A 26,277-nucleotide genomic window follows, 5' to 3' on the forward strand; every position below is an offset into this window, starting at 1 on the left:
ACCGGGGCATCAGTCCCCATCCCGCCCCCTGCGCCCCGCTCAGAGGGGTGCGGGCCGCCTGTGACCCCTGTGGACCTCAGTAGTAGTCGAGTACCAGTTTCGGGCATGCGGCCCGCGAGACGCAGGTCGCGATCGTCTCATTCGCTTCCTTCTCCGCGGCGGTCAACACATTGTCCCGGTGTTCCGGGGTCCCCTCCAGGACTTCCATGATGCAGGTCCCGCAGATCCCCTCGCGACAGGAGGTGTCGATCTCAGCGCCGTTCTCGTTGAGTACGTCCACGATGCTGCGGTCGGCCGGAACATCGTAGGACTCCCCGTCCAGTTCCACCACGAAGGGAGTGTTCTCGACATCATCCCCGGGTTCTGCCGCGTGGAAGTTCTCCATGTGGATTTCTTCCGGGCCGAAACGGGCTGAGCAGATCGAGACGACTTTCTCCATGAACCCCTGCGGTCCGCAGACGTAGACGTGACTGCCTTCCGGAGCTGCCCCCGTCATCCGCTCGATGATCTCGTTCTGTGCATCCCGCTGTACACCCATGTGGGCATGCAGTTTGTCAGGGCATTTCTCCATGAGCACGGGGAGAAACGCCGCCTGTTCCTCCGACGACGCGAAATAGTGCAGCTCAAAACTTCCGTCCCGGACATCCAGGTAGCGGGCGATGCTCAGCATCGGTGTAATCCCGATGCCGGCCGCCACGAGGATGTGATGGGAGGCCTCCGGCGCGATGGTGATCAGATTCCGGGACTCCGAGATCTTCAGCGCGTCCCCGACCTTCAGGTCATGCAACGCCGCCGACCCGCCGCGGGAGTCCGGCTCGCGCTTCACCGCCACCATGTACGCATCGTCACCGTCCGGTCGACCACATAACGAATACTGCCGGGTGATCGCGGTGGGCCCCTCCACATCGATATGGGCACCCGGCGTGTAGTGCCCGATCGGGGTACCGTCCGGCCTACTCAGGTAGATCGAGATGATGGACGGGGTCTCATGGACGATGTCCGAGACAATGACTTCCTTGAGGGCCATGGCGTTTATCCTGTCGCTGTGAGTCAGGGAGGTGGAACAGAGAGTTCGAGTTCGGAGGGCACTCTGACGGTGGACGGCACGTGATCACCGTGCCGGCGCTGCCCTAGCGGACGTACAGCCCACCGTTGAGGTCCCAGCACGCCCCGGTCACGAAGTAGGCGTCCGGGCGGGTGAGAAGTTCCACGGTGTCGGCGAGGAACCCGGGGTTCCCCAGCCGGTGGACCGGAATCCCCGCGATGACCGACTCAAGCTTCTCGCCGACGGTGCGGTGGACGATGTCCACATCGTGGGGACCGGGGGACAGCGCATTCACGGTGACGCCCGACGCCGCGAACTCCTTGGCGAAGATCTTGTTTGCCGTGATGATCGCACCCTTCGAGGCTGCGTAGTGCGCCCCGGTGGCTGTACCACCGTTCTGCCCTGCAAGGGACGCCATGTTGACGATGCGTCCGTACCCCTTCTCCGCCATTGCGGCACCGAAGACCTGGCAGCCGAAAAAAATGCTGTTGACGTTCGTCGTCAGCACATCATCGAAGTCTTCGGTGTCCAGGCTCATGGCATCCGCCGCTCTGGTCACGGCGGCGTTGTTGACCAGAATCTCCGGGGTACCCCAGCGGCCGGTGATCTCGGCCAGGGCATCGACGAAACCCTGCCGACCCGACACATCGAGGGACAGCCCCAGGGCCGTCTCTCCGTCCGGGGACAGCTCGGCAGCGAGAGCGCGTGCACCGTCGATGTCGATGTCGGTCACCACCGCCCGGTGACCGGCGGCGTGCAGTCGACGGGTGATGGCACTCCCGAGTCCGCCGGCGGCCCCCGTGACCACCGCAGTGGTGGGGGCAGTGGGCGTACCGGTTGAAAGGGATGATGCTGACATGGGTTTCTGCTCCTGGGCTCGAGGGTGGAGGTTTCTGACTAGATGAGGAATCCGGCGGCGGACACGGCGTCCTCACTGTCGATGAGGCGACACACTTTCTGGACGATCCGTGCCCCACCGGCCGGACTGTCCTCCACCGGTTCCGGTGTCAGTCGGATGCGGTGGGTCAGATCAGCCCCCAGGACACGTGTCTCGTGGCGCTTGTACGCCGTGATGATCTGCGCGGACCGCAGCACCACCTCGTCACCGTCGACCGCCAGGACCTCGAACCGGGTGACGGTGCGGACCGTGGTGGCCGCGGCGACCGCGCTGGGGGCATATCCCTGGATCATGCGCTGGACACGGAGCTGCCGCATCCGGGCATCGTCGTAGATCATGTTGAGAGAGTTCTCGAAATCCTCGGTCTCGGGATCGACCGGGACGATATAGTAGCCGTCTTCCGTGAAAAGCTCCTCCCACAGGGTGTAGTCCTTGCGGTCGAGAACGGCCGCCTCGAACCAGATCATTTCGATCGCCCGCTGCACCCGGGGATCAGCGAGAAATGGGGACGTCACAACACTGTCCACTGCAGTACTACTTTTCGTCATCGCTCATCATCTTCTTCCACATGTAGTACGCCTCCCGCATTCCGGTTTCATCCGTGACATGGGACGTCGGCCAGTGTTCCTTCTCTGTCTGATACTCCCGGTTGAGGCCCCGGTTGATCATGATAGGCATTGCAGGGTTACCTCCTGCGCCGATCTGGACCCGGTCCCAGCCCTCTGAGTCGTCCGGACTGCCGAATCCGAACGGCCCCTGGAAGTGTTCGTGGATCCGCAGCCTCTCCCGGTTCACGCATTCCGGTCCGCCGTCCATCCCCAGCGCCATGTGCCAGATCTCCGTCTCGTCGACGGATATGGGGATCAGGACGCGGAAGAATGCGGAGGACATCGCGATATTCGGGAACATGTCGAGGTTGAAACCGCATCCGTGCATGGAGCGCATGTACCGTCGGATCCGCTCCGGCGGTTCACCGGCTTCCTCCAGCTCCCGGACAATATGGTTGAAGCGTGGCTGGATCTCTTCCGTTCCGTCATCCACGTCGAGGTCGAGGTGCGCGGCAGCCATGATCCCGACGCTGTGCCCGTTACCCAGTGCGTGGGTCTCTGCGGCAGGGTCGTCCATGAACGACATCATGTCGGCGGTCTCCGAGTCGACGGAAGCCATCCACGACTTGTGCACCATCGGGAAGTGGTAGCCGTCGGTGGTGTTCTCGAGCTGGATCTTCCAGTTTCCCTTGAAACGGAACTTGTGGACTCCGATGACCTTGCACGGAAAGCCATTCGTCTGCTTCAGGAATCTCTCCATCCAAAGCTTTGCATCACCGAGAAAATCCTCGAGGGGTTCAATGTCATCATTGAACGTCGCGAAGATCATCCCGAGATAGCTTTCGGTCCGCAACTTCTGCAGGCCGAGCTCCTTCTTGTCGAGAATCCCCTCATAGCCGTCCGGATAGGGAACGCCCCGCAGTCTGCCGTCATGGGTGTACGACCAGTTGTGGTACGGGCAGGTGAATCCGTTGGCCTTCCCTGAGCGCTGGTCACAGACCGTGGCACCACGGTGCCGGCACCGGTTGAGCAGGGTGTTGAAATTTCCTTTCCGGTCACGGTTCACGATGACCGGCTGATCGCCGACCCAGGTCGTCTTGAAGGACCCGGATTCCGGGATCTCGCTTTCATGGGCGACCCATACCCAGGTACGGTAGAAGATCCTCTTCATCTCCTCCCGGAAGATCTCCGGATCGGTGTAGAGGCGACCGGCCACCCGGTCGTCCTCGACCAGGTCCGCGAACCGGGTTCTGTCGTCAACAGGCATTACCATGGTATTTTCCTTTCAGAAAAGGGCGGGGAAGTCGGGGGAGATGTCAGATGTCGACATCGTCGCGAATAGTCAATTCGCGCCCCATACGGGCCTCGATGCAGAAGTACCGCCACAGTGCGTGCTCACCGACCCGTTCGGTCCGCAGGAGATTGCAGCAGTCGACTACCGTCGGCTGGCCCCGGACGTCTGCCAGGATGTAGAAGGTCCAGGGCCATCCGGTGGACGGACCGACCATGTGGGCATCATCGTCGAAGGTCCCGATGATCTCGACGCCGTCCATGTTCCGGAGGTTCGTCAGGAACCGCTGCGTCGCGATCCAGACCTTGCCGATGTCGTCTTTCGGGAGGTCGAAGAAGTTCTGGTTGTTTCCGACGCAGAAGAGCGTCCGGAGTGGTGCTGTCGTGGTGTCTGCGGTGTCAGTCATCGATGTTCCTGTCTGTCTGTGTCGCTGTGGGTGAGGTGCGGATACTCAGGGGAAGCTCGGGATCCCCGGTTCCCTGCCCAGGAGCATCGCGCCAGCCGCCTCGAAGGTGTTCTCCTGGAGCATGGCGTGCTGGGCGGGGACCAGCCCGTCCTGGAGAAAGTGCTGGAGCGGATGTCCCTGAAAAATTGCCCCGGTCCCGGCCAGGTCGAAGGCGGCCAGGACAGCCCGTCTCCCGGCCTGCGCAGCATGTGAGGCTGCCAGTCGGAGCAGCGCCCGGTCCTTCTCCGTGATCTCCTCCGCCGCGACAGCCTTCTCCCAGACCTGCTCGGTGGTCCCGTAGAAGAAAGCACGGGCACCGCGGAGGTCCGCCTCCGCCCGGGCGAGTCCGAGCCGGTAGACCGGGCGCTGACCTTTCGCCGCCCCGCCGGTCACCGAACTGGTCCCGGCCCCCACCTCGCGCACGTAGTCGAGCGCACCGCGGCCGGCTCCGAGCGTGGTCACGGCAAGAACCTGGGCGGCATACGGAAGAGCCGGATAGCGGGTGACCGGCTCGTCCACCGTCGGCTCACCACCACGGATGAAGGTGAATTCCTCGGGGATGAACAGGTCGGTGACGCGGACGTTGTGTGATCCGGTGGACTTCATGCCCGCGACGTCCCAGTTGTCGATGATCTCCGCGTCCTCCGGCCGGATCAGCGCGGTGAGCGGGCGACCTTTGGCGGAGGCGTCTCCCTTGAGCCCGATGCCGAGAAGATCTGCGCCTCTGCACCCGGACGCGAAGAACCAGGTTCCGTCGGCGACCCACCCGCCTTCGACGCGCCGTGCCTCGACCATCGGGAACATCCCCCCGGCGAAGGCGATGTCCACACCGCGGCTGTAGATGGCTGCCTGGCTCTCTTCCGGCAACGCTGCGAAATAGGTCAGCGCGGATCCGAAGCTGGCCACCCATCCGGTCGCCGGATCGACGGCGGAGATCCGCTCGATCTGCCGCATGAATTCAGCCGGTGGCTGCGGCTCACCGCCGAACCGTGCGGGAGTGGAGGCACGGTAGATCCCGGCCTTCTTCAGCAGGTCGATGAAGTCCCGGGGTACATAGTGCTGATCCGCGAACTCCTGCCGCCGTTCGCGCAGGACGTCCAGCATCTGGTCGAAAGCCGCCTCCCGCTCAGGCCCTGCGGGGCGTGCGGTGGTGGTGAAACTGGTCTCGTCAAGTAACACTGGCCCTCCGGAATTCTTCGGTCGTCGCACGGTTGTCGTCTCTTCTCGTGCTGCATCTGCGACGCTATGCGGAGCCGCTGTTCCACACCATGGGAGAAACCTAGGTCGGCCGTAAAGGAATCCTTATTCGCATCAATCTGCACACCCCTACGCACTCGACGACGACTATCATCACCCCCATGGAATTCTCCATGGAAGATTTTCGACGCCTTCTGGACAGCTCAGCCAACGGATGGCTCATCCACGATGTGAAGTCAAAGAGCATCCTCTGGGCGAACCGGACCGCGTGCGAAAAGTTCCGGTACACCGTTCAGGAGCTGTGCGCTCTCAAAGCCCATCACATGAGTGCGCAGGACCCCGGCTTCAGACGCGCGACGGGCACCGCCTGGCTCCAGGCCGCCGTGGTCTACGGCAGGGACCGACGCCTGTGGAAGTACGCTGACCGGGACGGCACGGAGTTCATGACCGATGCCACCGCCACCCTGGTGAAGCTCCGTTCACCTGAAAGCCGGCCGGGGCCCGACACCGCAGATGACCTGGCAGATCAGCCGGCGCCTGACGAGGTGATCCTCGTGGAGTTCCGGGTCCTCGACCACACCTCGTCGCTCCCGGATTCCAGCAGGTGGATGGAGTATTCGCTGGACCGCCTCATGTGGCACACCTCGTCGGGCCTCCTGCTGATGGACAACGACAACAGGGTGGTCGATGTCTCGCCGTTCGCCGCGAAACTCATGGGTTCCTCCGTCCCCGACATGCTCGACCGGACACTGGACGAGATCGCCGACATCGACAGCCCGCTGGATGATGCAGCCCTTACCGCGGAAATGGAGAAGGTGGACGGATCAGCGTCCATCCGTATGAAAGTGTCCAGCACATTCGGGGAATTCCGGTGGCTGTTTGGATTCCTGGAGAATGTCATTGTCGACGGAAACTGTATCCGGGTCCTCACGGTGAGGGATATATCCACCAAAGTGCGGTGGGAGGAAAGAAACGCCTACCAGGAACAGAACCTCCAGTATCTCAGCCGGAAAAACGCCATGGGCGACATGGCCATGATCCTGGCCCACGACCTGGGTCAGCCCATCGCGGCGGCGACCAACTATCTCGACGGCGTCCGTCGCCGTCTCGGCAGAGCCACGGAGCAGGCCCCGGGAGTGGTCTACGGCCTTGAACAGGCCACCGTCCAGCTGGACAGGGTGGCAGACATTGTCTCGGCGGTGAAGAAGTACGTGCGTCGTATCGAAAGTGTGACCACCGTCGTGGACCTCAACGCCACGGTGCGCGAAAGCCTCTACTTCGTGAAACTCCGGGCCGCGGACAAGGCCGTCACCGTCAGCGAGCAGCTGTCCGAGGAGATGCTCACCGTCGTGGGCGACAGTGTGCTCATCGGACAGGTGATCATCAACATCTGTATCAATGCCATCGATGAAGCCGCTCTGCCGACCTCCGGAGCACCGCGCATCGAGATCTCCACGGAGCGCACCGGGGACACGGCATCGGTGACTGTCCGCGACTTCGGACGGGGAATGACCCCTATTCCCGCCGATATGCTGGCTGCCGGAGCCTTCTCGTCGAAGGACGACGGATCGGGGATCGGACTCGTCATCTCCGAACACATCATGCAGCGCCACGGCGGCACCATCATCTTCGATCCGGCGACACCGTGCGGAACTGCGGTCCGTATCAATATCCCTCTGAGTGACCGGACACGGTGACCTCCGGGATCATCGCCAGCAGCGACGTGGTCAGCGCCTGACGCTGCACCTGCGTCAACGACCGGTGCACGTAGTCGTGCACCCACAGCCCGTCCGCTGCGATCTGGACCAGGTAGGCGGCGCGCGCGAGTTCCCCGTCCTCCCCGTCCGCGGTGAGCTCCGCCGCCGACGGCATCCACCGGGCGTCGACCTCGTCCCAGATGCCGGCGGAGGAGGAGTCGGTGGTGGCGTCGAGCTGCACGAGCAGTTCCGCCCGGGTCGCCGAATGGCTCAGCGTCATGACGATGGCCCGCAGCCGGGTGGCGGCGTCCACCTCGTCGGCGGCACCACCCGCCGCGGTCTCCAGCTCCTTCTCCCACTCGTCGGCGAGGTACCGGTGGATGCCGAGCACCAGTTCCTGCCGCGACGGGAAGTGGTACACCAGGCCGGATTTCGACAGACCGCAGGCGTCCGAGAGTGCTTCGTAGGTCACGGCCTCGATACCGGCGTCCTCGATGAGATCGACGGCGGCGGCGAGGATCGTGTCCCGTTTACTGGTCCGCACTGACAGCCCCCTTCGGGTTGCCGCGGAAGCACCGGGCGGTGACGACCGCCGCGACCAGCGCCACCACCAGCGCAATGAGCAGGACCTGCCGGTAGGCCGTGTCGTAGGCGGCGACCGCCTGCGCCCCGAACACCGGGTGGTTCACCCCGTGGTCGACGTCGTGGGCGACCTCCGCCGGTGCATGCAGTGCGTAGAACATGGGCATCAGGCTCCCGAGGATCGAGACGGACACCAGCGTGCCGAACTCGTAGGAGACCTCCTCCACCGAGGCCGCCATCCCCGCCTTGGACGCCGGCGCCGAGTCGATGATCGCCGTCGAGGACACGGACATGACCATGCCCGCGCCCGTGCCCAGTGCCACGAGGCAGAGGACGAAGACCCACAGCGGGGCATGCAGGAAGGCCCACACCCCGACGGCCACGGCGAGCGCCATGACGAGGAAACCGCCGCTGATGAGCGTCCGGAACCCGACCTTGTAGAGGAACGCACCGCCGAGGACCGAGGCCGGGATCGCCGGCACGGCGGCACTGGCGACGAGCAGTCCGGCCTCCAGCGGGCTGAAGCCGCCGGCGGTCTGGAACCGTTGGGTGGTCATCAGTTCGGAACCGGACATGACGAACATGGCCAGGATCGCGGCGAGGGTGCCGCCGGTGAACATGGCGTTGCGGAAAATCCCGAATTCGAGCAGCGGCTCGCGCCCGACCGACCGGAGGTGGTTCTGGCGTCGGGCGAACAGGACCGCGCCGACGAGTCCGACGACGACGGCCGCGACGAGCAGCCAGACCATCCGGTCGGTGTTCGCGAGTTCCTTGATCGTCATCACGCCGCCCACCATGGCGAACATCGCCATCAGCGAGGACGGCAGGTCCCACTTCCGGCGCGGGTCCGGCGTGTTCGGCGGGGCGATGAGCACCGTCCCGACCAGGGCGATGACGGCGGCGGGCACGTTGATGAGGAAGACGGAGTGCCAGCTGAAGTGTTCCAGCAGCAGGCCGCCGAGCACCGGGCCGGACGCCGACCCCACGACCGCGACGGACACCCAGATACCGATGGCGGCGTTACGTTCCCGCTCGTCGGGGAAGGTCTGGCGGATCAGCGCCAGGGTGGCGGGCATCATCGTCGCCGCCGCGAAGCCGAGGACCGCACGGGCCGCGATGAGGCACTCGGCGTTCGGCGAGGCGGCGGCGAGCAGCGAGCCGATCCCGAAGACGCTCACGCCGACGGTGAACATGAGCCGGTGGCCGATCCGGTCACCGAGGGTGCCGGTGCCGAGCAGCAGGCCGCACAGCACCAGCGGGTAGGCGTTGATGATCCACAGTCCCTGCAGGTCGGTGGTGCCGAGCTGCTCGCGCAGGGCGGGCAGGGCGGTGTACAGCACCGAGTTGTCGGCACCGACGAGGAACAGCCCGAGACTGAGGATGACGAGGAAGGTCCAGCGCCGGGTGGCCGAGGTTGACGGGCGCGGCCGTACCGAGAGAGTAGTGGTCATTGCAGCGCCCCTCCTGTCGGACGCGTATGTGTTCGTGAAGTGTCCCCTGTTACCCCCATAACTGTACTGCACGTTCGGTACAGTTATCAAGGTCAGGAGGGGTCTTCCGTGTCACACCGCCGATGCGTCGACGACCGCGGGCGCAGCGGACGCCACCCGCCGGGGCCGGAATCACCCGGCGGAAACCCGGTGCCGCTCCTAGAATCATCGGCATCCCGCCACCGACCCAGGAGAACCGTTGCCGCCCCACGATCCGGACACCGCCGAGTCCGCCACCGCACTCGCCGCCGAGCTCACCGCACTCGCCGATGCCCGGCTCACACAGACCGACGACCTGGTCCGCGACCCCTGGGCAACCCCGGTGACCTGGCGCCAGCCGGTGCACACGGTCTACGTCCCCGCCCACCTCATCACCGGTGACGGCACACCCGGTGCCGACCTTCCGGGGACGTGGGGCCGTGCCGCACTCGCCGCCCTCGACACATTCGGCACGTCCGGCGTATCCGGCACAGTCGCCGACCTCGCCCGCGAACTCGGCGTCCCCGCGCAGGACGCCGCCACCGTCGCCGACCGCACCCTGGCCACCCTCCACGACGAACCGGTCGCCGACCTGCGCATCGACTTCGAGGACGGGTTCACCCAGCGGGGCGTCCCACCGGCGGAACGCGACGCCGACGAGGATGCCCGGGCCCGCGCCGCCGCCGGGATCCTCGCCACCTGGCTGAACCCGGCGGCACCGATCGGCCCGGCGTTCGCCGGTATCCGCTTCCGGAGTTTCGACCCGGCGGTCCGGGACCGTGGCCTGCGCACCCTCGCGATCGTCCTCACCGGACTGGCGGCCGACGGCGTGCTGCACGACATCCTCGCACACGACCGGCGGGCACTGCGCCTGACACTGCCGAAGGTGCAGCACCACAGCCAGGTCGAGGCGTTCGTCGAGGTGCTCGAGGTCCTGGAGCGGCGTCTCGACGTCCCGGAGATCCCGTTCGAGGTCCAGGTCGAGACCCCCCAGGCGATCCTCGGCCCGGACGGCACAGCGGAGCCCGCCCGGATCCTCGCCGCCGGCGCCGGACGGATCCTGTCCCTGCACTACGGCACCTACGACTACTCCGCCTCCCTCGGCATCGACGCGGCCGAACAGTCCATGGCGCACCCCGTCGCCGACCACGCCAAGGACGTGCTGCAGGTCGCCACGACGGCGGTGGGGGTGGAACTGTCCGACGGCTCGACCAACCGCATCCCGGTCGGCACCCCCGCCGAGATCCTCGACGGTTGGCGCGTGCACTTCGACCTCGTCACCCGGCACCTGCGCCGCGGCATCCGGCAGGGCTGGGACCTGCACGCCCACCAGCTCGTCACCCGCCACCTGGCGACCATCGCCTATTTCCGGGCGAACTGGCGGGTCAGCGCCGAACGGCTGCGCGACTACGTCGCCGGCGACACGAGCCGGTGGCTGGACGAGCCCGCCACCGCCAGGGCCATGGCCGGTTACCTGCTGCGCGCCCGGGAATGTGGCGCTGTCACCCCCGAGGAACTCGCCGTGACCGGGGTCGACACCGGCGGCCTGCGTAGGCTCCAGGTCAGCGGACGACTGTAGAAGGAGTGTCAACAACCCGATGAACCCCGTCACCACCATCTACCGCGCGGCACACGCGGTCCACCTCCCCGAGGGCGACACCCGCCCGGTCGAAGGCCCCGTCACCGTCCTCGTCGCCGGGGGCACCATCGTCGACGTCCTCGACGGACGGGACGCCCCCGTCCCCGCCGGCACGGTCGTCGCGCCGGACGCCGGGGTGGTCGAGGTCCCCGACGACCAGGTCCTCATCCCCGGCCTCGTCGACACCCACGTGCACGTCAACGAACCCGGACGCACCGAGTGGGAGGGCTTCGCCTCCGTCACCCGTGCCGCCGCCGCAGGCGGGGTCACCACCCTGCTCGACATGCCGTTGAACTCCGTTCCCTCCACCGTCACCACCGACGCCCTCGACCTCAAACAGGACGTCGCCCGCGACAAGGTGAAGATCAACGTCGGCTTCTGGGGTGGTGCCGTCCCGGAGAACCTCGGCACCGGCCAGCTGAAGGCCCTGTGGGACCGCGGGGTGTTCGGATTCAAGTGCTTCCTGCTCGAATCCGGCGTGGACGAGTTCCGGCCCCTGACCGTCGACCAGCTGCACCAGGCGATGACCGAGATCGCCGACTTCGACGGGCTGCTCATCGTCCACGCCGAGGACGGTGACCTCATCGACGAAGCCACCGCGAAGATGGCCGCCGCCGGCGGGGTCGACGAGACCTTCGACAGTTTCCTCGCCTCCCGCCCGTCGTCGTCGGAGGCGAAGGCCATCGCCACCGTCATCGCCGCCGCGGAACAGACCGGCTGCCGCACCCACATCCTGCACCTGTCGGACTCCGGCTCGATCGAGCAGATCGCCGCCGCCCGGGAGCGGGGCGTCCGCATCACCGCGGAAACCTGCCCGCACTACCTCGCCCTGTTCAGCGAGGAGATCCAGAACGGTGCGACCCAGTACAAGTGCTGCCCCCCGGTCCGCACCGCCGGCAACCGCGAACGACTGTGGAAGGGCCTGGTCGACGGGGTGATCTCCACCGTCGTCTCCGACCACTCCCCCTGCACCGCGGAGCTGAAGAAGTTCGCCGGGGTCGCCGAGGCGCAGGCCTCGGCAAACGAGGACAACGAACTCACCGCCTTCTCCGCCCTGGCTGCCAAGGGCAACGACCTCGGTGCCGGTGGTGCCGACGGGCGCGGCTCCGGCGGCTCCTTCGGTGAGGCGTGGGGCGGCATCGGTTCCGTCCAGCTCGGACTGCCCGTCGTCTGGTCGCAGGCACGGTTGCGCGGCCTGTCGCTGGCCGACGTGGTGACCTGGATGTGCCAGAACCCCGCCGAGTGGGCCGGCCTCACCGACCGCGGGGCCATCACCCCGGGCCGCCGCGCCGACATGGCCCTCATCAGCGCCGATGACGCCTTCGTCGTCCTGCCGGCGGAACTCCACCAGCGCAACAAGGTCACCGCCTACGCCCAGCGGGCCCTCGCCGGTGTCGTCACCCGCACCTGGGTCGGCGGCACACCGGTGTACCTGCGTCCCACCACCCCGCACGTCGCCGCCGACGACATCACCGACGCCGCCGTCTTCCCCGCCCCCGTGCAGCCCTTCACCCTCCGAGCGTCCACCCTCCACCCGTAAAGGAACCCCCATGACCACTCCGACCGACGCCCCCGATTTCCTCTCCTGGCCGGACCTCGCCAACCGCGCCCTCGCCGGCTCGGTGGTGTGGGCCAGCGACGAATCCTTCGCCGAGCGCGAGAACCTCATCCGCGCCACCGAACCCGTCTTCGACCCCGCCGAGTTCGGCAACAAGGGCAAGGTCTACGACGGCTGGGAGACCCGCCGCCGGCGCCACGACGAGATCGGCGGCAACGATTCCGCGATCGTGCGGCTGGGCGTCCCCGGTCAGATCCGCGGCATCGTCGTCGACACGGCCTGGTTCACCGGGAACTTCCCCCCGCAGATCGCCGTGTACGGCCTGACCTGCGACGACTACCTCACCGGTGAGCAGATCGCCGCACTGCCCGACTCCGAGTGGACGACCCTCGTCCCGCCGACGGACGCACAGGGCGACCACCGGCACCACTTCGAGATCTTCCCGGCGGGCCCGGCCGCCTCCCAGCGGTTCACCCACGTACGGCTCGACATGATCCCCGACGGCGGTGTGGCCCGGCTGCGGGTCCACGGCCGCCCCGTACCGGACCCCCGCTTCCTCGGCTGCACCCTCGACCTCGCGGCCCTGGAGAACGGTGGCCGGATCACCGGATGCTCGAACATGTTCTACTCCCGGCCCGACCACATCATCTCCCTCGGCCGCGCCCGCACCATGGGCGAAGGCTGGGAGAACGCCCGCCGCCGCGGCGAAGGCAATGACTCGGTCACCGTGCAGCTCGCCGGCGAGGGCCGGATCCGGTGGATCGAGCTGGACACCTCCTACTTCGTCTTCAACGCCCCCGGCGACGTGAAACTCACCGGGATCACGGCGTCCGGCGAGGAGATCGAGCTCGTCGCCCAGACGGCCGTCCTGCCGGACACCCGCCACCGCTTCCTGGTCTCCGACCCGGCCGAAGGTGAGTCCGGGCCGACCCCCGTCGTCGCCGTCCGCGCCGACGTGTACCCGGACGGCGGCATCTCCCGGCTGCGGGTCTGGGGGGAGCTCACCGACGCCGGACGACAGGACATCGAGTCGCTCTGGTAACCGGCCGGAAACACGATTGTCGCCGACGGGAGAAATTCCGCCCATAGAATGTCGGCCATGACCGTGCCGACCACCGCGCAGCAGTCCGGATCGCCCGACCCGACGACACCGGACCGCAACCGTCCCGAACCCCTGCCCGCCGACGTCGCCACCGCAAACCTCGCAGCCCTCGCCGGGCAGGCGCGTGCGGACATGGCCCTCATCGGCCACAACCACGACTGGGTGCCCGCCCCCGCCGAGGGCGCGTTCAACGTCCTCGTCCTCGGCGCCGGCCAGGCCGGACTCGGCGCCGCATTCGCCCTGTCCCGCCACCGCGTCGGCGCCGTGAAGATCCTGGAGGCCGGCCCGCCCCACGAGGTCGGCTGCTGGACCAGGTACGCGCGGATGCACACCCTGCGCAGCCCGAAGAACATGAAGGGCATCGAGCTCGACATCCCCTCGCTGCACACCGAGCGCTGGTTCGAGGCGAAGTACGGTCGCGCCGCCTGGGAGGCGACCGACCTGGTGCCGCGCGAGGACTGGAACGAGTACCTCACCTGGTACCGGGACGTCACCGGCGCCGACGTCGACTTCCACACCACCGTCACGGGCGTCACCGTCCCGGACGCCGAGGGCTACTTCCACGTCACCGCCGTCCGTGGCGACGGGCCGGACGCCGTGCAGGTCACCTACCGGGCCCGCCGGATCATCTTCGCCCTCGGCCTCAAGGGATGCGGCGGAACCTTCCTGCCCCCGGCCGTGAAAAACCTGCCGGAGAACCTGCGCGCCCACACCGAGGACGACATCGACTTCACGGCGTTGGCCGGAAAGCGCGTCATCGTGCTCGGCGGCGGTGCCTCCGGGTTCGACAACGCCTCCACCGCCCTGGAGGCCGGCGCGGCGAGTGTGGAGATGCACGTCCGCCGCCGCGAGATCCCCACCCGGAACTCCCTGCGCTGGATGGAGTTCCCGGGCATGCAGGAGCACTTCTACGATCTCACCGACGAACAGAAGTGGGACTTCGCCCTGTTCAACGGTGGTCTGCCGCAGCCGCCGACGCAGGCGTCCGTCTGGCGGGCCTTCAGCCACGACAACTTCACCATGCTCACCGACACCCGCTGGGCGTCCGCCGAGGTGCGGGTCGCCGACGGTGCCGACGGTGCCGACGAAGTCGTCGTCACCGACGACAACGGGGTGGAGCACGTCGGCGACTTCGTCATCTCCGCGACCGGGTACGCCGTTGACCTGTCGCTGCGTCCGGAACTGTCCGAGTTCCTGGCCGACATCGCCCTGTGGGCCGACGAGTACGAGCCGGCCGAGGGCCACGGCATGGGTAAGTGCCCCTATCTCGGTGACGGTTTCCAGTTCCTGGCGAAGGACGCCGCCCCGGACGCGGCGAAGGAGTACATCCCCCGCCTGATCCACCTGTCCACCGGTGCCCGTGCCTCCCACGGGGTGGCGGGCAACCAGCTCTCCGGCATCTACGCCGGGCTGACCCGGGTGGCGCAGCGGATCGCCACGGACATCACGAAGGAGAACTGGCCGACGTTCTTCCGGGAGTTCCAGGCGTTCGAACACATCGAGATCGACGAGGTCGGCCCGCACCGCGAAGGCGACGCCTGGTACCCGGACAGCCCGCGGTACTGACGTGTCTCCCTGTCCGCATCGCGCGACGTGAGGATGGTCGCGAGGGGGTCTGACCATCCTCACGTCGCGCGATGCGCACACCTCGTTCTCTGCTGCCCCGCACCGGGGGTCTGGCCAAAGCGCATGTTTTCGTCATACGATATTCCCATGTACGAGAACGAGAAGATCCATGGTCGCCCGGTCACCGAAGAACAGATCCAGGCCTGGGCGGATGAAGCTGAGGCCGGATACGACGTCGATGCACTGAAGAAGCGAGGTCGTGGTCGTCCCGGGCGGGGAGCGGAGCCGTCCCAGGTAGTCGCACTGCGGCTCACTCTCGAAGAGATCGCGGCTCTGGACGAGCGGGCCGGACGCGAGGGCAAGACCCGCTCCGAAGTGATCCGGGATGCCCTGCGCCACTCTGCCGCATGAATGTCCATAAGTCCGCGCTGAAGCACGGTGTCTCCGCCGCGGATTCCATTCAGGCCGCCACATGGCCGTCGTGGGTCGAGAACCTCGACGATGACAGCCCGTCACGGCAACTACGGCTCGGCTTCGACACCCATGGTCGGATGCTCGAGACCGTGGTCCTCGTCTTCGACAGCGGCAATGAGCTGATCATCCACGCGATGAAAGCCAGGCCGCACATGCTCGATCTCCTCCCCTGAACCGTGCCCGTCTGACATCGGTCGGCGTAGTCATCCCTGAGGCCCGACCCCATCGACATCGTGTCCGCATCGCGCGACGTGAGGATGGTCGCGAGGGGGTCCGACCATCCTCACGTCGCGCGATGCGCACACCGGATCCGGCGGCGCCCCTCCCTGCGTCCCCACGGTCCTGCTGCTACCCCTCGGCGCCGACGCGTGCCTCGGACTCGGCCGGGGTGTCGTCCTCGTCACCGGTGAGGAAGGCGTAACTGATGCCGGCGATCGCCGCACCGACCAGCGGTGCGAGGATGAACACCCACACCTGGCCGAGGGCGTCCCCGCCGGCGTACCAGGCGACGCCCAGCGACCGGGCCGGGTTCACCGACGTATTCGACACGGGGATGGAGATCAGGTGGATCAGCGTCAGCGTGAGCCCGATGGCCAGCGGCGCGAACCCGGCGGGGGCCTTCTTCGACGTCACGCCGAGGATCACCCACAGAAACACGGCGGTGAGCACGACCTCGGCGACGATGACCGCGGTCAGCGAATACCCGTCGGGCGAGTGCTCCCCGTAGCCGTTTGTGGCGAAGCCGGATCCGGAGGCACTGAACCCGTCCTTGCCGTTCGCGATGATCCAGAGGACGCCACCGGCGACCGCACCGCCGACGACCTGGGCGATCCAGTAGGGGATGACCGCGGCCCACTCGACCCGCTTCGCGACGGCGCAACCGAGGGTGACGGCCGGGTTGAAGTGTCCGCCGGAGATGTGGCCGACGGCGTAGGCGCCGGTGACGACAGTGAGGCCGAACGCGAGGGCGACACCGACAAAGCCGATGCCCATGTTGATCGTGCCGTCGGCGACGACCTTCGCGGCGAGGACCGCCGAGCCGCAGCCGCCGAAGACGAGCCAGAATGTGCCGAGGAATTCGGCCCAGAGTCGTTTACTCATGGGTATCGCCATGATGGTGCTCCTGTGGTGAGAGAAAGGAATGATACATCTGACGATTCGTGATGCTATACGGTTTCCTTCACTCCGATAACTCCCTTTTTTTCTCGCCGGCACCGACCGGACCTTCCGAAACACCCCTTTCATATTTCCGGCACCGGACTGCAACGCGTGCCCCGTACCGTGAATCGTGCACAGGCAATCACAACGGCTCAGCCGGGCTTGGCGAGCGCAGGGCGTCGGGATGACGGAGCGCGGTGCCTCAAGCCGTAGGGGAAACCGTGCAATCCGGAAGGAACATCATGACCCAGACCAGCGCACCCAACGCCGAACTCGATCTCGAATCCCGCATGGGCGGCATCGGCACCGAGACCACCGACCGCGCCGTCCCCGTCATCGACGTCAACAACTGGGACCTCACCGACGACCAGTGGGCCGCCAAGGCCGAGGAATTCTGGGACGCCGCCACCACCATCGGCTTCTTCCAGCTGAAGAACTTCGGCATCACCCGCGACGAGATCGAGGCACAGTTCAGCCAGGCGGAACGGTTCTTCGCCCTGCCGGAGGACATCCTGGCCACCGTGCAGAAGCCGAAGGGGAAGAATGTCGGCTTCGAATACCGGACGCAGGTCCGCCCCTCCACCGGCACCCCGGACGAGAAGGAGAGCTACCAGATCACCCGCCCGCTCATGGACGGACTCTGGCTCGACGAGGAGGCCGTCCCGTCCATCGCCGGTTTCCGGGACGCCTCCCTGGACTTCGAGTCGAAGGCCCACGATGTCGCCATGCGCGTCCTCGAGTTCTTCGCCGTGAAGCTCGGCTTCGAACGCGACTACTTCACCAAGGTCCACGACCCGGCGTCCCCGGAGCACCAGTGCACGCTGCGGATGATCCACTACATGGCGATGGATGCCGGGCACAATGTGCCGGACGCCGACGGCCAGCCCATCTGGCGGGCCGGGGCACACACCGACTTCAACCTGCTCACCCTGCTGTTCCAGACCGACGGGCAGTCCGGCCTGCAGGTCATGCCCGGCGCGGACGCCGGTCAGGACGTCCAGGCGTGGACCCCGGTCCCGGCCTTCACCGACATCCTCACCTGCAATATCGGTGACATGCTCATGCGGTGGTCCGATGACCGGCTGAAGTCGAACTTCCACCGGGTGAAGGCCGCCGACACCGGCGTGGACATCCCCGAGCGCTACTCCATGCCCTACTTCGCACAGGCCGACCGCAGCGCCGTCATCCAGGGCCCCGAGCACAGGTACGAGCCGATGACCGCGGGCGACTACCTGGACATGCGTATCCGGGCGAACTTCGGCGCGTCCGAGTCGAAGAAGTAGCCCTCTCCCCTCCCGGCGGGCAGCTGATCCAGCCTGACCCGCAGGTTTTTCACACCCTCCCTCCACGGTCGAAAAGAAAGTGACCAGGTCATTTTTCGGACGCCCCGGCCGGAGGTGTGAAATTCCGTCGGCCACCACCCACCCGCTCAAGCATTCCCGAAGCTCAGGAGCATCCCCATGACCGCCACCCTCCCCCAGGGCACCACCACCGACCGGCAGGACGCCACGACGACCGGCGCCCTCGACAGAACTGACGCAGCTGATGCGTCTGCCCCCTCCGACGCCTCCTTCTCCACCGACGGATCCGCCGTCGACCGCAACCTCGGTTGGCGCCAGAACCTCGTCTTCGGCGTCCAGCACGTGCTCATGATGTACGTCGGCTGCGTGTCCGTGCCGCTCACCATCGGCGCCGCCCTCGGCCTCGACCGGGCGACCGTCGCCATGCTCGTCAACGCCGACCTGCTCGTCGCCGGCGTGATCACCCTCATCCAGTCCCTCGGCGCCGGCAGACTCGCCGGCGCACGGATGCCCGTCGTCGGCGGCGCGGCGTTCGCCCAGGTCGCCACGATGATCTCCATCGGGCACACCTACGGACTGCCCGCCATCTGGGGCTGCATGCTCGCCGGCGGGGTGATCGGACTGGCGCTGGCCTGGCCGTTCAGCCGCCTGCTGCGGTTCTTCCCGCCGCTGGTCACCGGGTCGGTGCTGCTGGTGCTGGGAATCTCGCTGATCGGTGTGCCCGGCGGTCTGATCCTCGGCGAGGAGGGCACCGCCGGCTACGCCCGCCCGCTGTACATCGGCATCGCCGCGGTCGTGGTCGTCATCGCCTTCGGACTCAGCGCCCTGGCCCGCGGCATGGTCGCCAAGGCGTCCCTGCTGATCGCCGCGGTCGTCGGCGTCCTGCTGTGCTGGCCCGCCGGCCTGCTGGACTTCTCCGGTGTCGGCGATGAACCCCTCTTCGCCATGGTCACACCCCTCCACTTCGGCCACCCCGAGTTCCCCGTCGTCGGCGTGATCTCGATGACCGTGGTGATGATGTTCCTGTTCTCCGAGACGATCGCGAGCGTCGGCGCGCTCTCCGAGATCACCGGCAAGAAACTGTCCCGCGCCGACGTGGCCCGCACCCTGTCCGGGGACGCCCTCTCCGGCGTCCTCGGCGGCATCTTCAACGGCTTCTACGACACGGTCTTCACCCAGAACGTCGGTGCGATCAAGACCACCCGCGTCCACTCCCGTTTCGTCACCGCCACCTCCGGTGTGATCCTGCTGCTCATGGGGCTGATGCCTGTGACCGGTGCGGTGATCGCCGCGCTGCCCGACCCGGTGGTCGGCGGGGTGTCGATCATGCTGTTCACCTCGATCGCCTCGGTGGGTGTCGCCACGCTGCGTAAGGCGGATCTCGGGGACACGGTGAACTCGCTGATCCTGTCGGCCGCCGTGGCCCTCGGCCTGCTCTCCGAGTTCGCCGACGACATCTGGTCGAAGTTCCCGGACTGGGCGCAGACGCTGCTGTCCGACGGCGTGGTGCTCGCCGCACTGTCCGCGTTCTTCCTCAACCTGCTGTTCAACCACACCCGGATCGCGGCGAAGGCCCGCGCTTCGCGGCATGAGGAGATGCCGGAGACCGAGTCCATGTTCGCCTGAGGGCGGGGCCGGATCACCGAGGCGGCTCACCGAGGCCGCGCCGACCTGTCGGCATCGCGCGACGTGGGGATGGTCAGACCCCTCCGCGACCATCCTCATGTCGCGCGATGCCGACAGGCCCCGTAAAACCCTGCAAGAGGAACGACCCGAGGAATCATCGATGTTCTACTGACATGCCCCGGAGCGCGGGCGTACGACCGTCGGCCCGTCACAGGATCAACCATTCAGTGGCTCTGCCGGTACGCGACCGCGTTCTCCTTCCACACGACTGCGGCGTCGTCGAAGTCGGGGATAGAGTCCACATCAGGTCCACCCGCCCGATAGTGCTCAATCATGGCAGTGTTGGCCCCCTCACCCGTCCGGGCGCCACGACTGATCATGATGCCCTCATACCTGCTGATCGCACCGTCCAGGGTGCTGCCTGAGCGGACAGCCGTGATAATGGCCTGCGCGAGCTCAGCGGCGTCGAGGAGAGCAAGGTTCACGCCGTTGCCGCCGAACGGTGCCATGACATGTGCCGCATCCACCAACAGCGTGATCCCCGGCCGGTGCTGCCAGGTCATCGGGGTGGGCAGAGCGAATACCGGCCTGTTCGGCAGAGCACCTTCGCTCTCGGTGATGATCGTGCGCAGTTCAGGAGAGAAATCCGCGAACCGCTCACCGAGCAGGGCACGTACACCCTCGGTATCAGTGGTCACTGTACCGTTCGCGTCAAGAAGCCGCCCTCTGCCGTCGGACTGCCCCAGCCCAGCTTCAGCAAGCCAGTCCAGGCTGGTGCGTACGGCGATGTAGCCTCGGATCACGTCCTGACTGTTGCGTTGCAACACCAGATTCTTTCCGTCGCCGTTGGCCCACATATGCCCGTCCCCCACCAGCTGAGCGATCAGGGGATGCCGGGTCCGCGCCGCCGTAAACAGCGCCTCGACCATGGAAACGCCCAGATAACGTGGCTGTTCCGATGTGAGAGCTCTGCGGACCCTGGACCATGCGCCGTCGGCACCGATCACGAGAGCCGCCTGCACGGAGGAACCGTCGGTGAAGACTACGGCACTGTCCCGCACCTCCTCCACACGGTGACCCCAGCGAACGGTACCCGGTTCCAGGGAATCGACCAGCATCTGACGCAACTGAGTCCGGTCGATCTCCGGGGCCGCGTCCTCACCGGTCATCGGGACCTGGTCGCGCAGAACTGTTCCGTCCGGGGCAAGCAGCCGGTGCGCCTGACTCTCGGGACGGGCCAGCTCGGCGAAACGTGAGGACAGTCCGGCGGCCTCGATGGCGATCTGCCCACTGTCCGCATGGATGTCCAAGGTGCCGCCCTGTTCACGGGCATCAACAGCAGCGTCGCTGTCGTAGACCTCCACCGGGATCCCCGCCTGCTGCAGGATCCTTGCGGCCATGAGCCCTCCGGGCCCGGCACCCACAATCACGATCCGCCGGTTCCGCACTCCCTGGTTGGTCGTGTCAGTCATGATGCTCTCCCTTCATGTTCGAACCGGCCGGCCGGTCGGTTGAGGTCCATACTCCCGACCGTGCGGTCGGTTGTCAACTACTGTGTGTCTATGACCTCCACAAAGAAAAACGGCGCGCACATGAGAGAGACCATCCTTCAGACAGCAATCGAGCTGTTCACCCAGCGCGGGTATGACGCCACGTCGCTGCGGAACATCGCCGAAGCCGTCGGGCTGACGAAGTCCTCGCTGTACCACCACTTCCCACGCAAGGAAGCGATCGTCGAAGCAGTCATGGCGGGACAGAAGCAGGAGATCGATGACCTGCTGGACTGGATCGACCAGCAGCCGGACGACGGGGACCTTCTCCTGTCCGCCGCACTGCACTGGGTCGACACCACCGGTCCCCGACGCCTTGTCGGCATGCGTTTCGCACGCGCGAACCAACCTCTCATGCACAGGCTCCGGCACGAGGGCAATGACCGTTCGGAATGGTTCACCCCTGTTCTTGAGCGGGTACTTCCCGGCACTCCGACATCATCCGAGATCCTCCTCGGACGAATGACATTCGACACCGGTTACGTCCTCTAGCGTGGTGTATCTGTAACTGCCGGTGACCGCCCGTCCACGACGACGGCGACCACCGCAGGTACCTTTCGACTCAACTCCTACATATCCTCGAAAGGGACTCCACGATGGTCACCAGCCCTCATCATATCGACCCGTCAACCTACCTCGACGAACTGCTCACCCAGGCCTCCCCGGACCTGATGCGCCAGATGCTGCAGAGCTTCATCAACCAGATCCTGTCCACCCAGGCCGATCAGGTCTGCGGCGCGGACTACGCCACCACCAGCGAGTCCCGCACCAACACCCGCAACGGTTACCGTCACCGCGACCTCGACACCCGTGTCGGCACCGTCGACGTCGCCGTTCCCAAGCTCCGCTCCGGGTCGTTCTTCCCCGACTGGCTGCTGGAACGACGAAGCCGGGCCGAGCGAGCTTTGAGCACCGTCATCGCGACCTGCTACCTCAAGGGTGTCTCCACCCGAAGAATGAACGACCTGGTCGCCAGCCTGGGGATCACCAACCTGTCGAAGTCCCAGGTGTCCGAAATGGCCAGGGACCTTGACTCCATGGTTGAGGATTTCCGCCACCGCCCACTCGACACTGGGCCGTACCTGTACGTGTCCTGCGATGCGCTGACGATGAAAGTCCGCGAAGGCGGTCGGGTCGTGAAGACGTCGGTGCTGCTGGCGACCGGGGTCAACGCGGAAGGTTACCGGGAGTTATTGGGCATGCAGGTCGCCACGGCAGAGTCCGTGGCCTCCTGGACCGGCTTCTTCCGCGACCTGAAGGCCCGCGGACTGGACCAGGTGTTCCTGGTCACCAGTGATGCGCACCTGGGTATCCAGCACGCGATCGGTGAGGTCCTGCCGAACGCGTCGTGGCAGCGCTGCCGGACGCATTTCGCCAAGAACCTGTCGTCCATGGTGTCCAAGACCCAGTGGCCGACGTTGTCGGCGATGTTCCAGACGATCTTCCAGCAGCCTGATGCTGCCGCGGTGTGGGACCAGGCCCGTGAGGTCGTCAGCTTCTGTCAGAGCAAGTTCCCGCATGTCGCCGACTACCTCGAGGAAGCTCTCGACGAGCTGTTGGCGTTCACCAACACGCCGAAGGCGGTGTGGACCAAGGTCTGGTCCAACAACCCCACCGAGCGGCTGAACCGGGAGATCCGCCGGCGTACCGATGTCGTGGGGATCTTCCCTAACCGCGATGCGGTGGTCCGTCTGGTCGGGGCAGTGCTCGCAGAGCAGCATGATGACTGGATCCAGCAGAAGCGGTACATGTCGCTGACGAGTCTGGAGCATACCCGGACGGTGATAGGCGCCAACGTCATCGACGTCGACGGCGACGACCGGGTGCAGGAGGCAGCATGAGCGGAGCCCGTTATCAGGCCCGTGATGGTCCTTGACCTGGTGTCACGCGCTTTTGTTTCAGCGGAAGGGAGATACACCACTTCCCCGGACTTGACCTCGACACCATCGGAGCCGCCCTGGCTGCCGCCGACGGCCTGGACGTGACCGACCAGGAAATCCTGGACGCGGCGCATGCGTCCACCGTCTGCCTGGCTGCGTGTCTGCGCTCCGGGGGGCGCACTCCAGATCATCAGGGCAACCCCGCACCAGCTGACCAGGGCCGTCCCGAGAAAAGTAGACCTCAGCACGTCGACGGAGGAACTGCGACCACCGTCTGAGGACCGTGGCGGCGCCTACGGTTCCCTGCTCCCGGGGTGTCTACCCCTCATCCTCCGGCATCTCCCCGGGCACCACGCCGGACCGGGACAGACGCGGGATGATCTCGTCGAGCTTCTTCTGCCCCTCGTCACCGGTCCAGCCCTCGGGCTGCAGGATCTTCACCCAGGCCCGCGGGATGTCGGCGATGTAGGTGTGCCCGTGGCCGTCCGGCACACCGGTGGAGACCGCCATGTCGGCGGAGACCTGCAGGAAGGAGATCAGCGGGATCCACTGCACCGAGTCGAGCACGTCGGCCCCACGGGGCTCGGACAGCCAGTCCGGTTTCGAGAACAGCAGGTCCGGCGACCACCAGCTGATCGGATCGGAGGCGTGCTGCAGGTACACCGCCCGCGGCGCCTCCCACACGGCGTCCGGCCGGTCCAGGTCCTCGGCCGTCGCCCCGAAGCGGACGTGCTCGCCACCGTCGTACACCGGCTCGCGCTCCGGTGATCCGGGATCCCGCCGCGCGGTGATGCCCCGCCACAGGGAATTGTTGAAGGTCGGCCCGGTGAACAGGGCACCGTCGGTGCGGGCGGTCAACGTCGGCACGGTGCCGAACGCGGACTCGCCGCCGAACGACCCCAGCGACTCGCCGAACACCACCATCTTCGGACGCCGGTTCTCCGGCAGCTCCCGGATCTTCGCGTCCACCGCCTCGAACAGGTACAGACCGGCCTGGCGGGCCTGCTCCTGGTCGACGAGGAAGGACAGCCAGCTCGGCAGGTAGGAGTACTGCATCGACACGGTCGCGACATTGCCGTTGTAGAGGTACTCCAGGGAGTCGACGGTGGCCTGGTTGATCCAGCCGGAGCCGGTGGCCGAGCCGACGGCGATGAGTTCGCGGCCCAGTCCCCCGGCGCGGACGAGTTCGTCGGCGGCGAGTTCGGCGTTGGCGCGCAGGTCCACGTCGCCGGTGGATCCGGACCCCAGGCCGACGAAGGACCGGATCGGTTCCACCGCACGGCGTCCGTTGACCTCGGCGAGCTGGTCGGTGGTGGGACCGTGAGAGACGAACTTGCGTCCCTCCCGGCCCAGCGAGTCCCAGGAGACCAGCGAATCCGGGCTGCCGGAACGGTACTCGCTGGTGGGCTGTTCGGCCCCGTCGGTGGTGTTGTCGTTCGCGCTGGCGAATGAGGCGTTGAGGATCTGCAGCGAGTACTTCGCCACCACACCGTTGGCGAGGAAGACGGTGATGACGACCATCACGGCGATCGCCGAGACGCGGGCGATCCGGGGCGGAACCACCCGTGTGAAGCCGGCGTAGAGCGTCCGGACGAGTTTGCCCCAGCCCTGCCCCAGCAGGACGAGCAGGAGGAAGACCGCCACGGCGACCACGACGGTCACCGGGTAGGCCGTCCAGGTGAGATGGCCGACGCCGACGAGGTCGCGGACCTCGTCCTGCCACAGCCGGAAGCGCCACAGCATCACCCCGGTACCGACGGCGACCACCACGCCGAGGGGGATCCACCACCGTCCGGAGAGGGTGCGGCCCCGCTTGGATTCGCTGAGGTCCCGGGACAGCATGTAGCGCCACAGCCAGGACAGGAAGACGCCGATCATGTATCCGGACGCCGCAGCGGCACCGCTGACCACACCCTGGAACAGCGGGCCGCGGGGCAGCAGGGAGGGCGTCATCGACAGGAACAGCAGCACGGCGGCGACGATGGAGCCGGTGTAGCTCAGCCGCAGCCGGTAGGTGGTGAGCCGGCCGATCCGGTCCTCCAGAATCCTGGCCGGGGCCGGCGCGGCAGACGGGTCGGAGGAGTCAGACCGGCCGGCCGGGTCGGATGCCGTGGTCGGCAGCTCGTCACGCAAAGGTCTGCTCCCAGCGGGCCACGGCGTCCCCGGCGGCCTCCCCGCCCGTGCCGAGTACCAGGTCGCGGTACATCATCGTCTGCCGCAGCCCGGAGACGAGCATCGGCGAGTCCCGCAGTCCGTCCCACCCGGAGGACCAGGTGAGCCGGGATGCGAGACGCCAGACACTGATCTCCGGATTCCACTCCAGCACGTGCTGCACTTCCCGGGCGCGGCCCAGGACGTGGTCCGCGGTCTCGCGCCGCCGGGCCGCCAGCCCGGAGAAGACATAGCCGTGACCGGGGATGACGAGGAGGTCGTCGAACTCGCCGATCCGGTCCAGCGAGGTGAGGTAGTCCACCACCGGGTTACCCGGGACGTCCACCAACCCCAGTCCGATGCCCGGGTGGATCTCCGGCAGGATCATGTCGGCGGCGAGGAAGAGGCCGGCGTCCTCGTCGACGAGGCACAGGTGGCCGGGCGTGTGCCCGGGCGTGATGACGGCCCGGGCGGTAAGTTCGGCGGGGAGCCCCCGGTCAGCGAGGATGTCGCCGTCCTCGAGCAGCAGGTCCGGGGTACGGCGCGGGATGAACGGCGGCAGAGCCGGCACCCGTTCCAGCTTCTCGGCGATGCCGTCGAGGACGCCGCCGGGGGCCCCGAGGAGTTCCGGCAGCGGCGCCCACCGCCGGTCGCCGGTGCCGTGACGGGCGGCCTCGACCGTGGCCCACTCGGCGGCGCCGGCGGTGAACCGGGCACCCGTCGCCTCCAGCAGGCAGGACGCCGCCGTCACATGGTCGGGATGCATGTGGGTGACGATCACGTCGGTGATCTGCTCGAGTCGACGGCCCCGGTCGCGGAGGAAATCGTCGAGCGGCCGCAGGAAGTCCTTCTCCGTCCGTGGCCCGGTCCAGCCGGGGTCGACGACGGTCACGCCGTCCTCGCCCAGGTGGACCGTCGAGAAGATGGAGGCCATCACGCCGGAGCCGGGCATCGCCACCGGCCGCACCCAGGTCTCGGTGGCGTGTCCGTGACCTCCTGCGACGCGCACCGGGCCGGGGGTGCGGCTGTTCTGCGCGGCGGTGTACTGCGGCTTCGCGAAGGGGATCACCTGCGATGCGACCGGGGAACTCGACATGGGT

General features: G+C 66.9%; 23 protein-coding genes. 11 read left to right on the forward strand and 12 right to left on the reverse strand.

Translation table 11 applies throughout. The annotated features are described in order from the left end of the window. Window positions 1-76: 76 nt before the first annotated feature. The 6 genes from FSW06_RS08360 to FSW06_RS08385 form a co-directional block, all read right to left on the reverse strand. Window positions 77-1,027, reverse strand: a complete 951-nt coding sequence (locus FSW06_RS08360; protein ID WP_010121249.1) for a PDR/VanB family oxidoreductase — start codon at window positions 1,025-1,027, stop codon at window positions 77-79. Window positions 1,028-1,130: 103 nt separating this feature from the next. After that, window positions 1,131-1,904 (reverse strand): SDR family NAD(P)-dependent oxidoreductase, encoded by a 774-nt coding sequence (locus FSW06_RS08365; protein WP_050801986.1) that lies wholly within the window; start codon window positions 1,902-1,904, stop codon window positions 1,131-1,133. 38 nt (window positions 1,905-1,942) lie between these two features. After that, window positions 1,943-2,491, reverse strand: a complete 549-nt coding sequence (locus tag FSW06_RS08370) for an aromatic-ring-hydroxylating dioxygenase subunit beta (protein ID WP_050801987.1) — start codon at window positions 2,489-2,491, stop codon at window positions 1,943-1,945. Further along, on the reverse strand, window positions 2,478-3,758 hold the full coding sequence (locus FSW06_RS08375) for an aromatic ring-hydroxylating oxygenase subunit alpha (RefSeq protein ID WP_010121253.1): 1,281 nt from the start codon (window positions 3,756-3,758) through the stop codon (window positions 2,478-2,480). Before FSW06_RS08375 ends, FSW06_RS08370 begins: the two co-directional genes overlap by 14 nt. A gap of 49 nt (window positions 3,759-3,807) precedes the next feature. Beyond that, complete coding sequence (locus FSW06_RS08380) at window positions 3,808-4,188, reverse strand: hypothetical protein (RefSeq protein ID WP_010121255.1); 381 nt, start codon at window positions 4,186-4,188, stop codon at window positions 3,808-3,810. 45 nt (window positions 4,189-4,233) lie between these two features. Continuing rightward, window positions 4,234-5,406 carry an acyl-CoA dehydrogenase family protein gene (locus FSW06_RS08385; RefSeq protein WP_029449769.1) on the reverse strand — a complete coding sequence of 391 codons (1,173 nt, stop codon included), beginning with the start codon at window positions 5,404-5,406 and terminating at the stop codon, window positions 4,234-4,236. 191 nt (window positions 5,407-5,597) lie between these two features. On the opposite strand from FSW06_RS08385, the gene FSW06_RS08390 reads away from it, so the two are divergent. Further along, on the forward strand, window positions 5,598-7,121 hold the full coding sequence (locus tag FSW06_RS08390) for an ATP-binding protein (protein ID WP_162829274.1): 1,524 nt from the start codon (window positions 5,598-5,600) through the stop codon (window positions 7,119-7,121). Here FSW06_RS08390 and FSW06_RS08395 read toward each other — a convergent pair. Next, window positions 7,090-7,665 carry a TetR/AcrR family transcriptional regulator gene (locus tag FSW06_RS08395; RefSeq protein WP_010121260.1) on the reverse strand — a complete coding sequence of 192 codons (576 nt, stop codon included), beginning with the start codon at window positions 7,663-7,665 and terminating at the stop codon, window positions 7,090-7,092. The genes FSW06_RS08390 and FSW06_RS08395 overlap by 32 nt on opposite strands. After that, a complete protein-coding gene (locus FSW06_RS08400) occupies window positions 7,652-9,154 on the reverse strand; it encodes an MFS transporter (RefSeq protein ID WP_010121263.1) in 1,503 nt (500 codons plus the stop codon). Before FSW06_RS08400 ends, FSW06_RS08395 begins: the two co-directional genes overlap by 14 nt. 238 nt (window positions 9,155-9,392) lie before the next feature. Here FSW06_RS08400 and FSW06_RS08405 point away from each other — a divergent pair, with 238 nt between their 5' ends. From FSW06_RS08405 to FSW06_RS08430, 6 genes are all read left to right on the forward strand, one after another. Beyond that, complete coding sequence (locus tag FSW06_RS08405; protein ID WP_010121266.1) at window positions 9,393-10,751, forward strand: DUF6986 family protein; 1,359 nt, start codon at window positions 9,393-9,395, stop codon at window positions 10,749-10,751. Between the two features lie 19 nt (window positions 10,752-10,770). Next, a complete protein-coding gene (allB, locus tag FSW06_RS08410) occupies window positions 10,771-12,351 on the forward strand; it encodes an allantoinase AllB (RefSeq protein ID WP_010121268.1) in 1,581 nt (526 codons plus the stop codon). Between the two features lie 10 nt (window positions 12,352-12,361). Beyond that, window positions 12,362-13,411, forward strand: coding sequence for an allantoicase (alc, locus tag FSW06_RS08415; RefSeq protein ID WP_010121270.1), 1,050 nt, complete (start codon window positions 12,362-12,364; stop codon window positions 13,409-13,411). A gap of 57 nt (window positions 13,412-13,468) precedes the next feature. Continuing rightward, the gene (locus FSW06_RS08420; RefSeq protein WP_139024512.1) at window positions 13,469-15,037 is read left to right on the forward strand and encodes an NAD(P)-binding domain-containing protein; all 1,569 of its coding nucleotides are present in this window, start codon (window positions 13,469-13,471) and stop codon (window positions 15,035-15,037) included. A gap of 147 nt (window positions 15,038-15,184) precedes the next feature. Next, a complete protein-coding gene (locus FSW06_RS08425) occupies window positions 15,185-15,448 on the forward strand; it encodes a ribbon-helix-helix domain-containing protein (RefSeq protein ID WP_010121274.1) in 264 nt (87 codons plus the stop codon). Continuing rightward, window positions 15,445-15,684 (forward strand): hypothetical protein, encoded by a 240-nt coding sequence (locus FSW06_RS08430; RefSeq protein ID WP_010121276.1) that lies wholly within the window; start codon window positions 15,445-15,447, stop codon window positions 15,682-15,684. The genes FSW06_RS08425 and FSW06_RS08430 overlap by 4 nt, the downstream gene beginning before the upstream one ends. Before the next feature lie 175 nt (window positions 15,685-15,859). Here the strand turns inward: FSW06_RS08430 and aqpZ are convergent, their stop codons facing one another. Further along, window positions 15,860-16,612 (reverse strand): aquaporin Z, encoded by a 753-nt coding sequence (gene aqpZ / locus FSW06_RS08435; protein ID WP_010121278.1) that lies wholly within the window; start codon window positions 16,610-16,612, stop codon window positions 15,860-15,862. Window positions 16,613-16,911: 299 nt separating this feature from the next. Between aqpZ and FSW06_RS08440 the strand changes: the two genes are divergently transcribed. Further along, window positions 16,912-17,952, forward strand: a complete 1,041-nt coding sequence (locus FSW06_RS08440) for an isopenicillin N synthase family dioxygenase (protein WP_010121281.1) — start codon at window positions 16,912-16,914, stop codon at window positions 17,950-17,952. A 177-nt stretch (window positions 17,953-18,129) separates the two neighbouring features. Further along, entirely contained in the window at window positions 18,130-19,596 is a 1,467-nt protein-coding gene (locus FSW06_RS08445; RefSeq protein ID WP_010121283.1) for a uracil-xanthine permease family protein, read from the forward strand. A gap of 224 nt (window positions 19,597-19,820) precedes the next feature. Here the strand turns inward: FSW06_RS08445 and FSW06_RS08450 are convergent, their stop codons facing one another. Then, on the reverse strand, window positions 19,821-21,068 hold the full coding sequence (locus FSW06_RS08450) for an FAD-dependent oxidoreductase (RefSeq protein ID WP_010121285.1): 1,248 nt from the start codon (window positions 21,066-21,068) through the stop codon (window positions 19,821-19,823). A 90-nt stretch (window positions 21,069-21,158) separates the two neighbouring features. Between FSW06_RS08450 and FSW06_RS08455 the strand changes: the two genes are divergently transcribed. After that, window positions 21,159-21,638 carry a TetR/AcrR family transcriptional regulator gene (locus tag FSW06_RS08455; protein ID WP_146881329.1) on the forward strand — a complete coding sequence of 160 codons (480 nt, stop codon included), beginning with the start codon at window positions 21,159-21,161 and terminating at the stop codon, window positions 21,636-21,638. 104 nt (window positions 21,639-21,742) lie between these two features. Further along, entirely contained in the window at window positions 21,743-22,987 is a 1,245-nt protein-coding gene (locus tag FSW06_RS08460) for an IS256 family transposase (RefSeq protein WP_010122907.1), read from the forward strand. A 357-nt stretch (window positions 22,988-23,344) separates the two neighbouring features. Here the strand turns inward: FSW06_RS08460 and FSW06_RS08465 are convergent, their stop codons facing one another. Beyond that, complete coding sequence (locus FSW06_RS08465; protein ID WP_010121297.1) at window positions 23,345-25,159, reverse strand: alpha/beta hydrolase; 1,815 nt, start codon at window positions 25,157-25,159, stop codon at window positions 23,345-23,347. Then, window positions 25,152-26,273 carry an MBL fold metallo-hydrolase gene (locus tag FSW06_RS08470; RefSeq protein WP_010121299.1) on the reverse strand — a complete coding sequence of 374 codons (1,122 nt, stop codon included), beginning with the start codon at window positions 26,271-26,273 and terminating at the stop codon, window positions 25,152-25,154. The genes FSW06_RS08465 and FSW06_RS08470 overlap by 8 nt, the downstream gene beginning before the upstream one ends. Window positions 26,274-26,277: the final 4 nt, after the last annotated feature.

It is taken from the genome of Corynebacterium nuruki S6-4, from assembly GCF_007970465.1.
GTDB lineage: Bacteria > Actinomycetota > Actinomycetes > Mycobacteriales > Mycobacteriaceae > Corynebacterium > Corynebacterium nuruki.

Bases quoted from the DNA above. Each gene is read 5' to 3' on its own strand.
- FSW06_RS08360 (WP_010121249.1), bottom strand. From the start codon at position 1,027: ATGGCCCTCAAGGAAGTCATTGTCTCGGACATCGTCCATGAGACCCCG.
- FSW06_RS08365 (WP_050801986.1), bottom strand. From the start codon at position 1,904: ATGTCAGCATCATCCCTTTCAACCGGTACGCCCACTGCCCCCACCACT.
- FSW06_RS08370 (WP_050801987.1), bottom strand. From the start codon at position 2,491: ATGACGAAAAGTAGTACTGCAGTGGACAGTGTTGTGACGTCCCCATTT.
- FSW06_RS08375 (WP_010121253.1), bottom strand. From the start codon at position 3,758: ATGCCTGTTGACGACAGAACCCGGTTCGCGGACCTGGTCGAGGACGAC.
- FSW06_RS08380 (WP_010121255.1), bottom strand. From the start codon at position 4,188: ATGACTGACACCGCAGACACCACGACAGCACCACTCCGGACGCTCTTC.
- FSW06_RS08390 (WP_162829274.1), top strand. From the start codon at position 5,598: ATGGAAGATTTTCGACGCCTTCTGGACAGCTCAGCCAACGGATGGCTC.
- FSW06_RS08400 (WP_010121263.1), bottom strand. From the start codon at position 9,154: ATGACCACTACTCTCTCGGTACGGCCGCGCCCGTCAACCTCGGCCACC.
- allB (WP_010121268.1), top strand. From the start codon at position 10,771: ATGAACCCCGTCACCACCATCTACCGCGCGGCACACGCGGTCCACCTC.
- alc (WP_010121270.1), top strand. From the start codon at position 12,362: ATGACCACTCCGACCGACGCCCCCGATTTCCTCTCCTGGCCGGACCTC.
- FSW06_RS08420 (WP_139024512.1), top strand. From the start codon at position 13,469: ATGACCGTGCCGACCACCGCGCAGCAGTCCGGATCGCCCGACCCGACG.
- FSW06_RS08425 (WP_010121274.1), top strand. From the start codon at position 15,185: ATGTACGAGAACGAGAAGATCCATGGTCGCCCGGTCACCGAAGAACAG.
- FSW06_RS08430 (WP_010121276.1), top strand. From the start codon at position 15,445: ATGAATGTCCATAAGTCCGCGCTGAAGCACGGTGTCTCCGCCGCGGAT.
- aqpZ (WP_010121278.1), bottom strand. From the start codon at position 16,612: ATGAGTAAACGACTCTGGGCCGAATTCCTCGGCACATTCTGGCTCGTC.
- FSW06_RS08440 (WP_010121281.1), top strand. From the start codon at position 16,912: ATGACCCAGACCAGCGCACCCAACGCCGAACTCGATCTCGAATCCCGC.
- FSW06_RS08445 (WP_010121283.1), top strand. From the start codon at position 18,130: ATGACCGCCACCCTCCCCCAGGGCACCACCACCGACCGGCAGGACGCC.
- FSW06_RS08450 (WP_010121285.1), bottom strand. From the start codon at position 21,068: ATGACTGACACGACCAACCAGGGAGTGCGGAACCGGCGGATCGTGATT.
- FSW06_RS08455 (WP_146881329.1), top strand. From the start codon at position 21,159: ATGACCTCCACAAAGAAAAACGGCGCGCACATGAGAGAGACCATCCTT.
- FSW06_RS08460 (WP_010122907.1), top strand. From the start codon at position 21,743: ATGGTCACCAGCCCTCATCATATCGACCCGTCAACCTACCTCGACGAA.
- FSW06_RS08470 (WP_010121299.1), bottom strand. From the start codon at position 26,273: ATGTCGAGTTCCCCGGTCGCATCGCAGGTGATCCCCTTCGCGAAGCCG.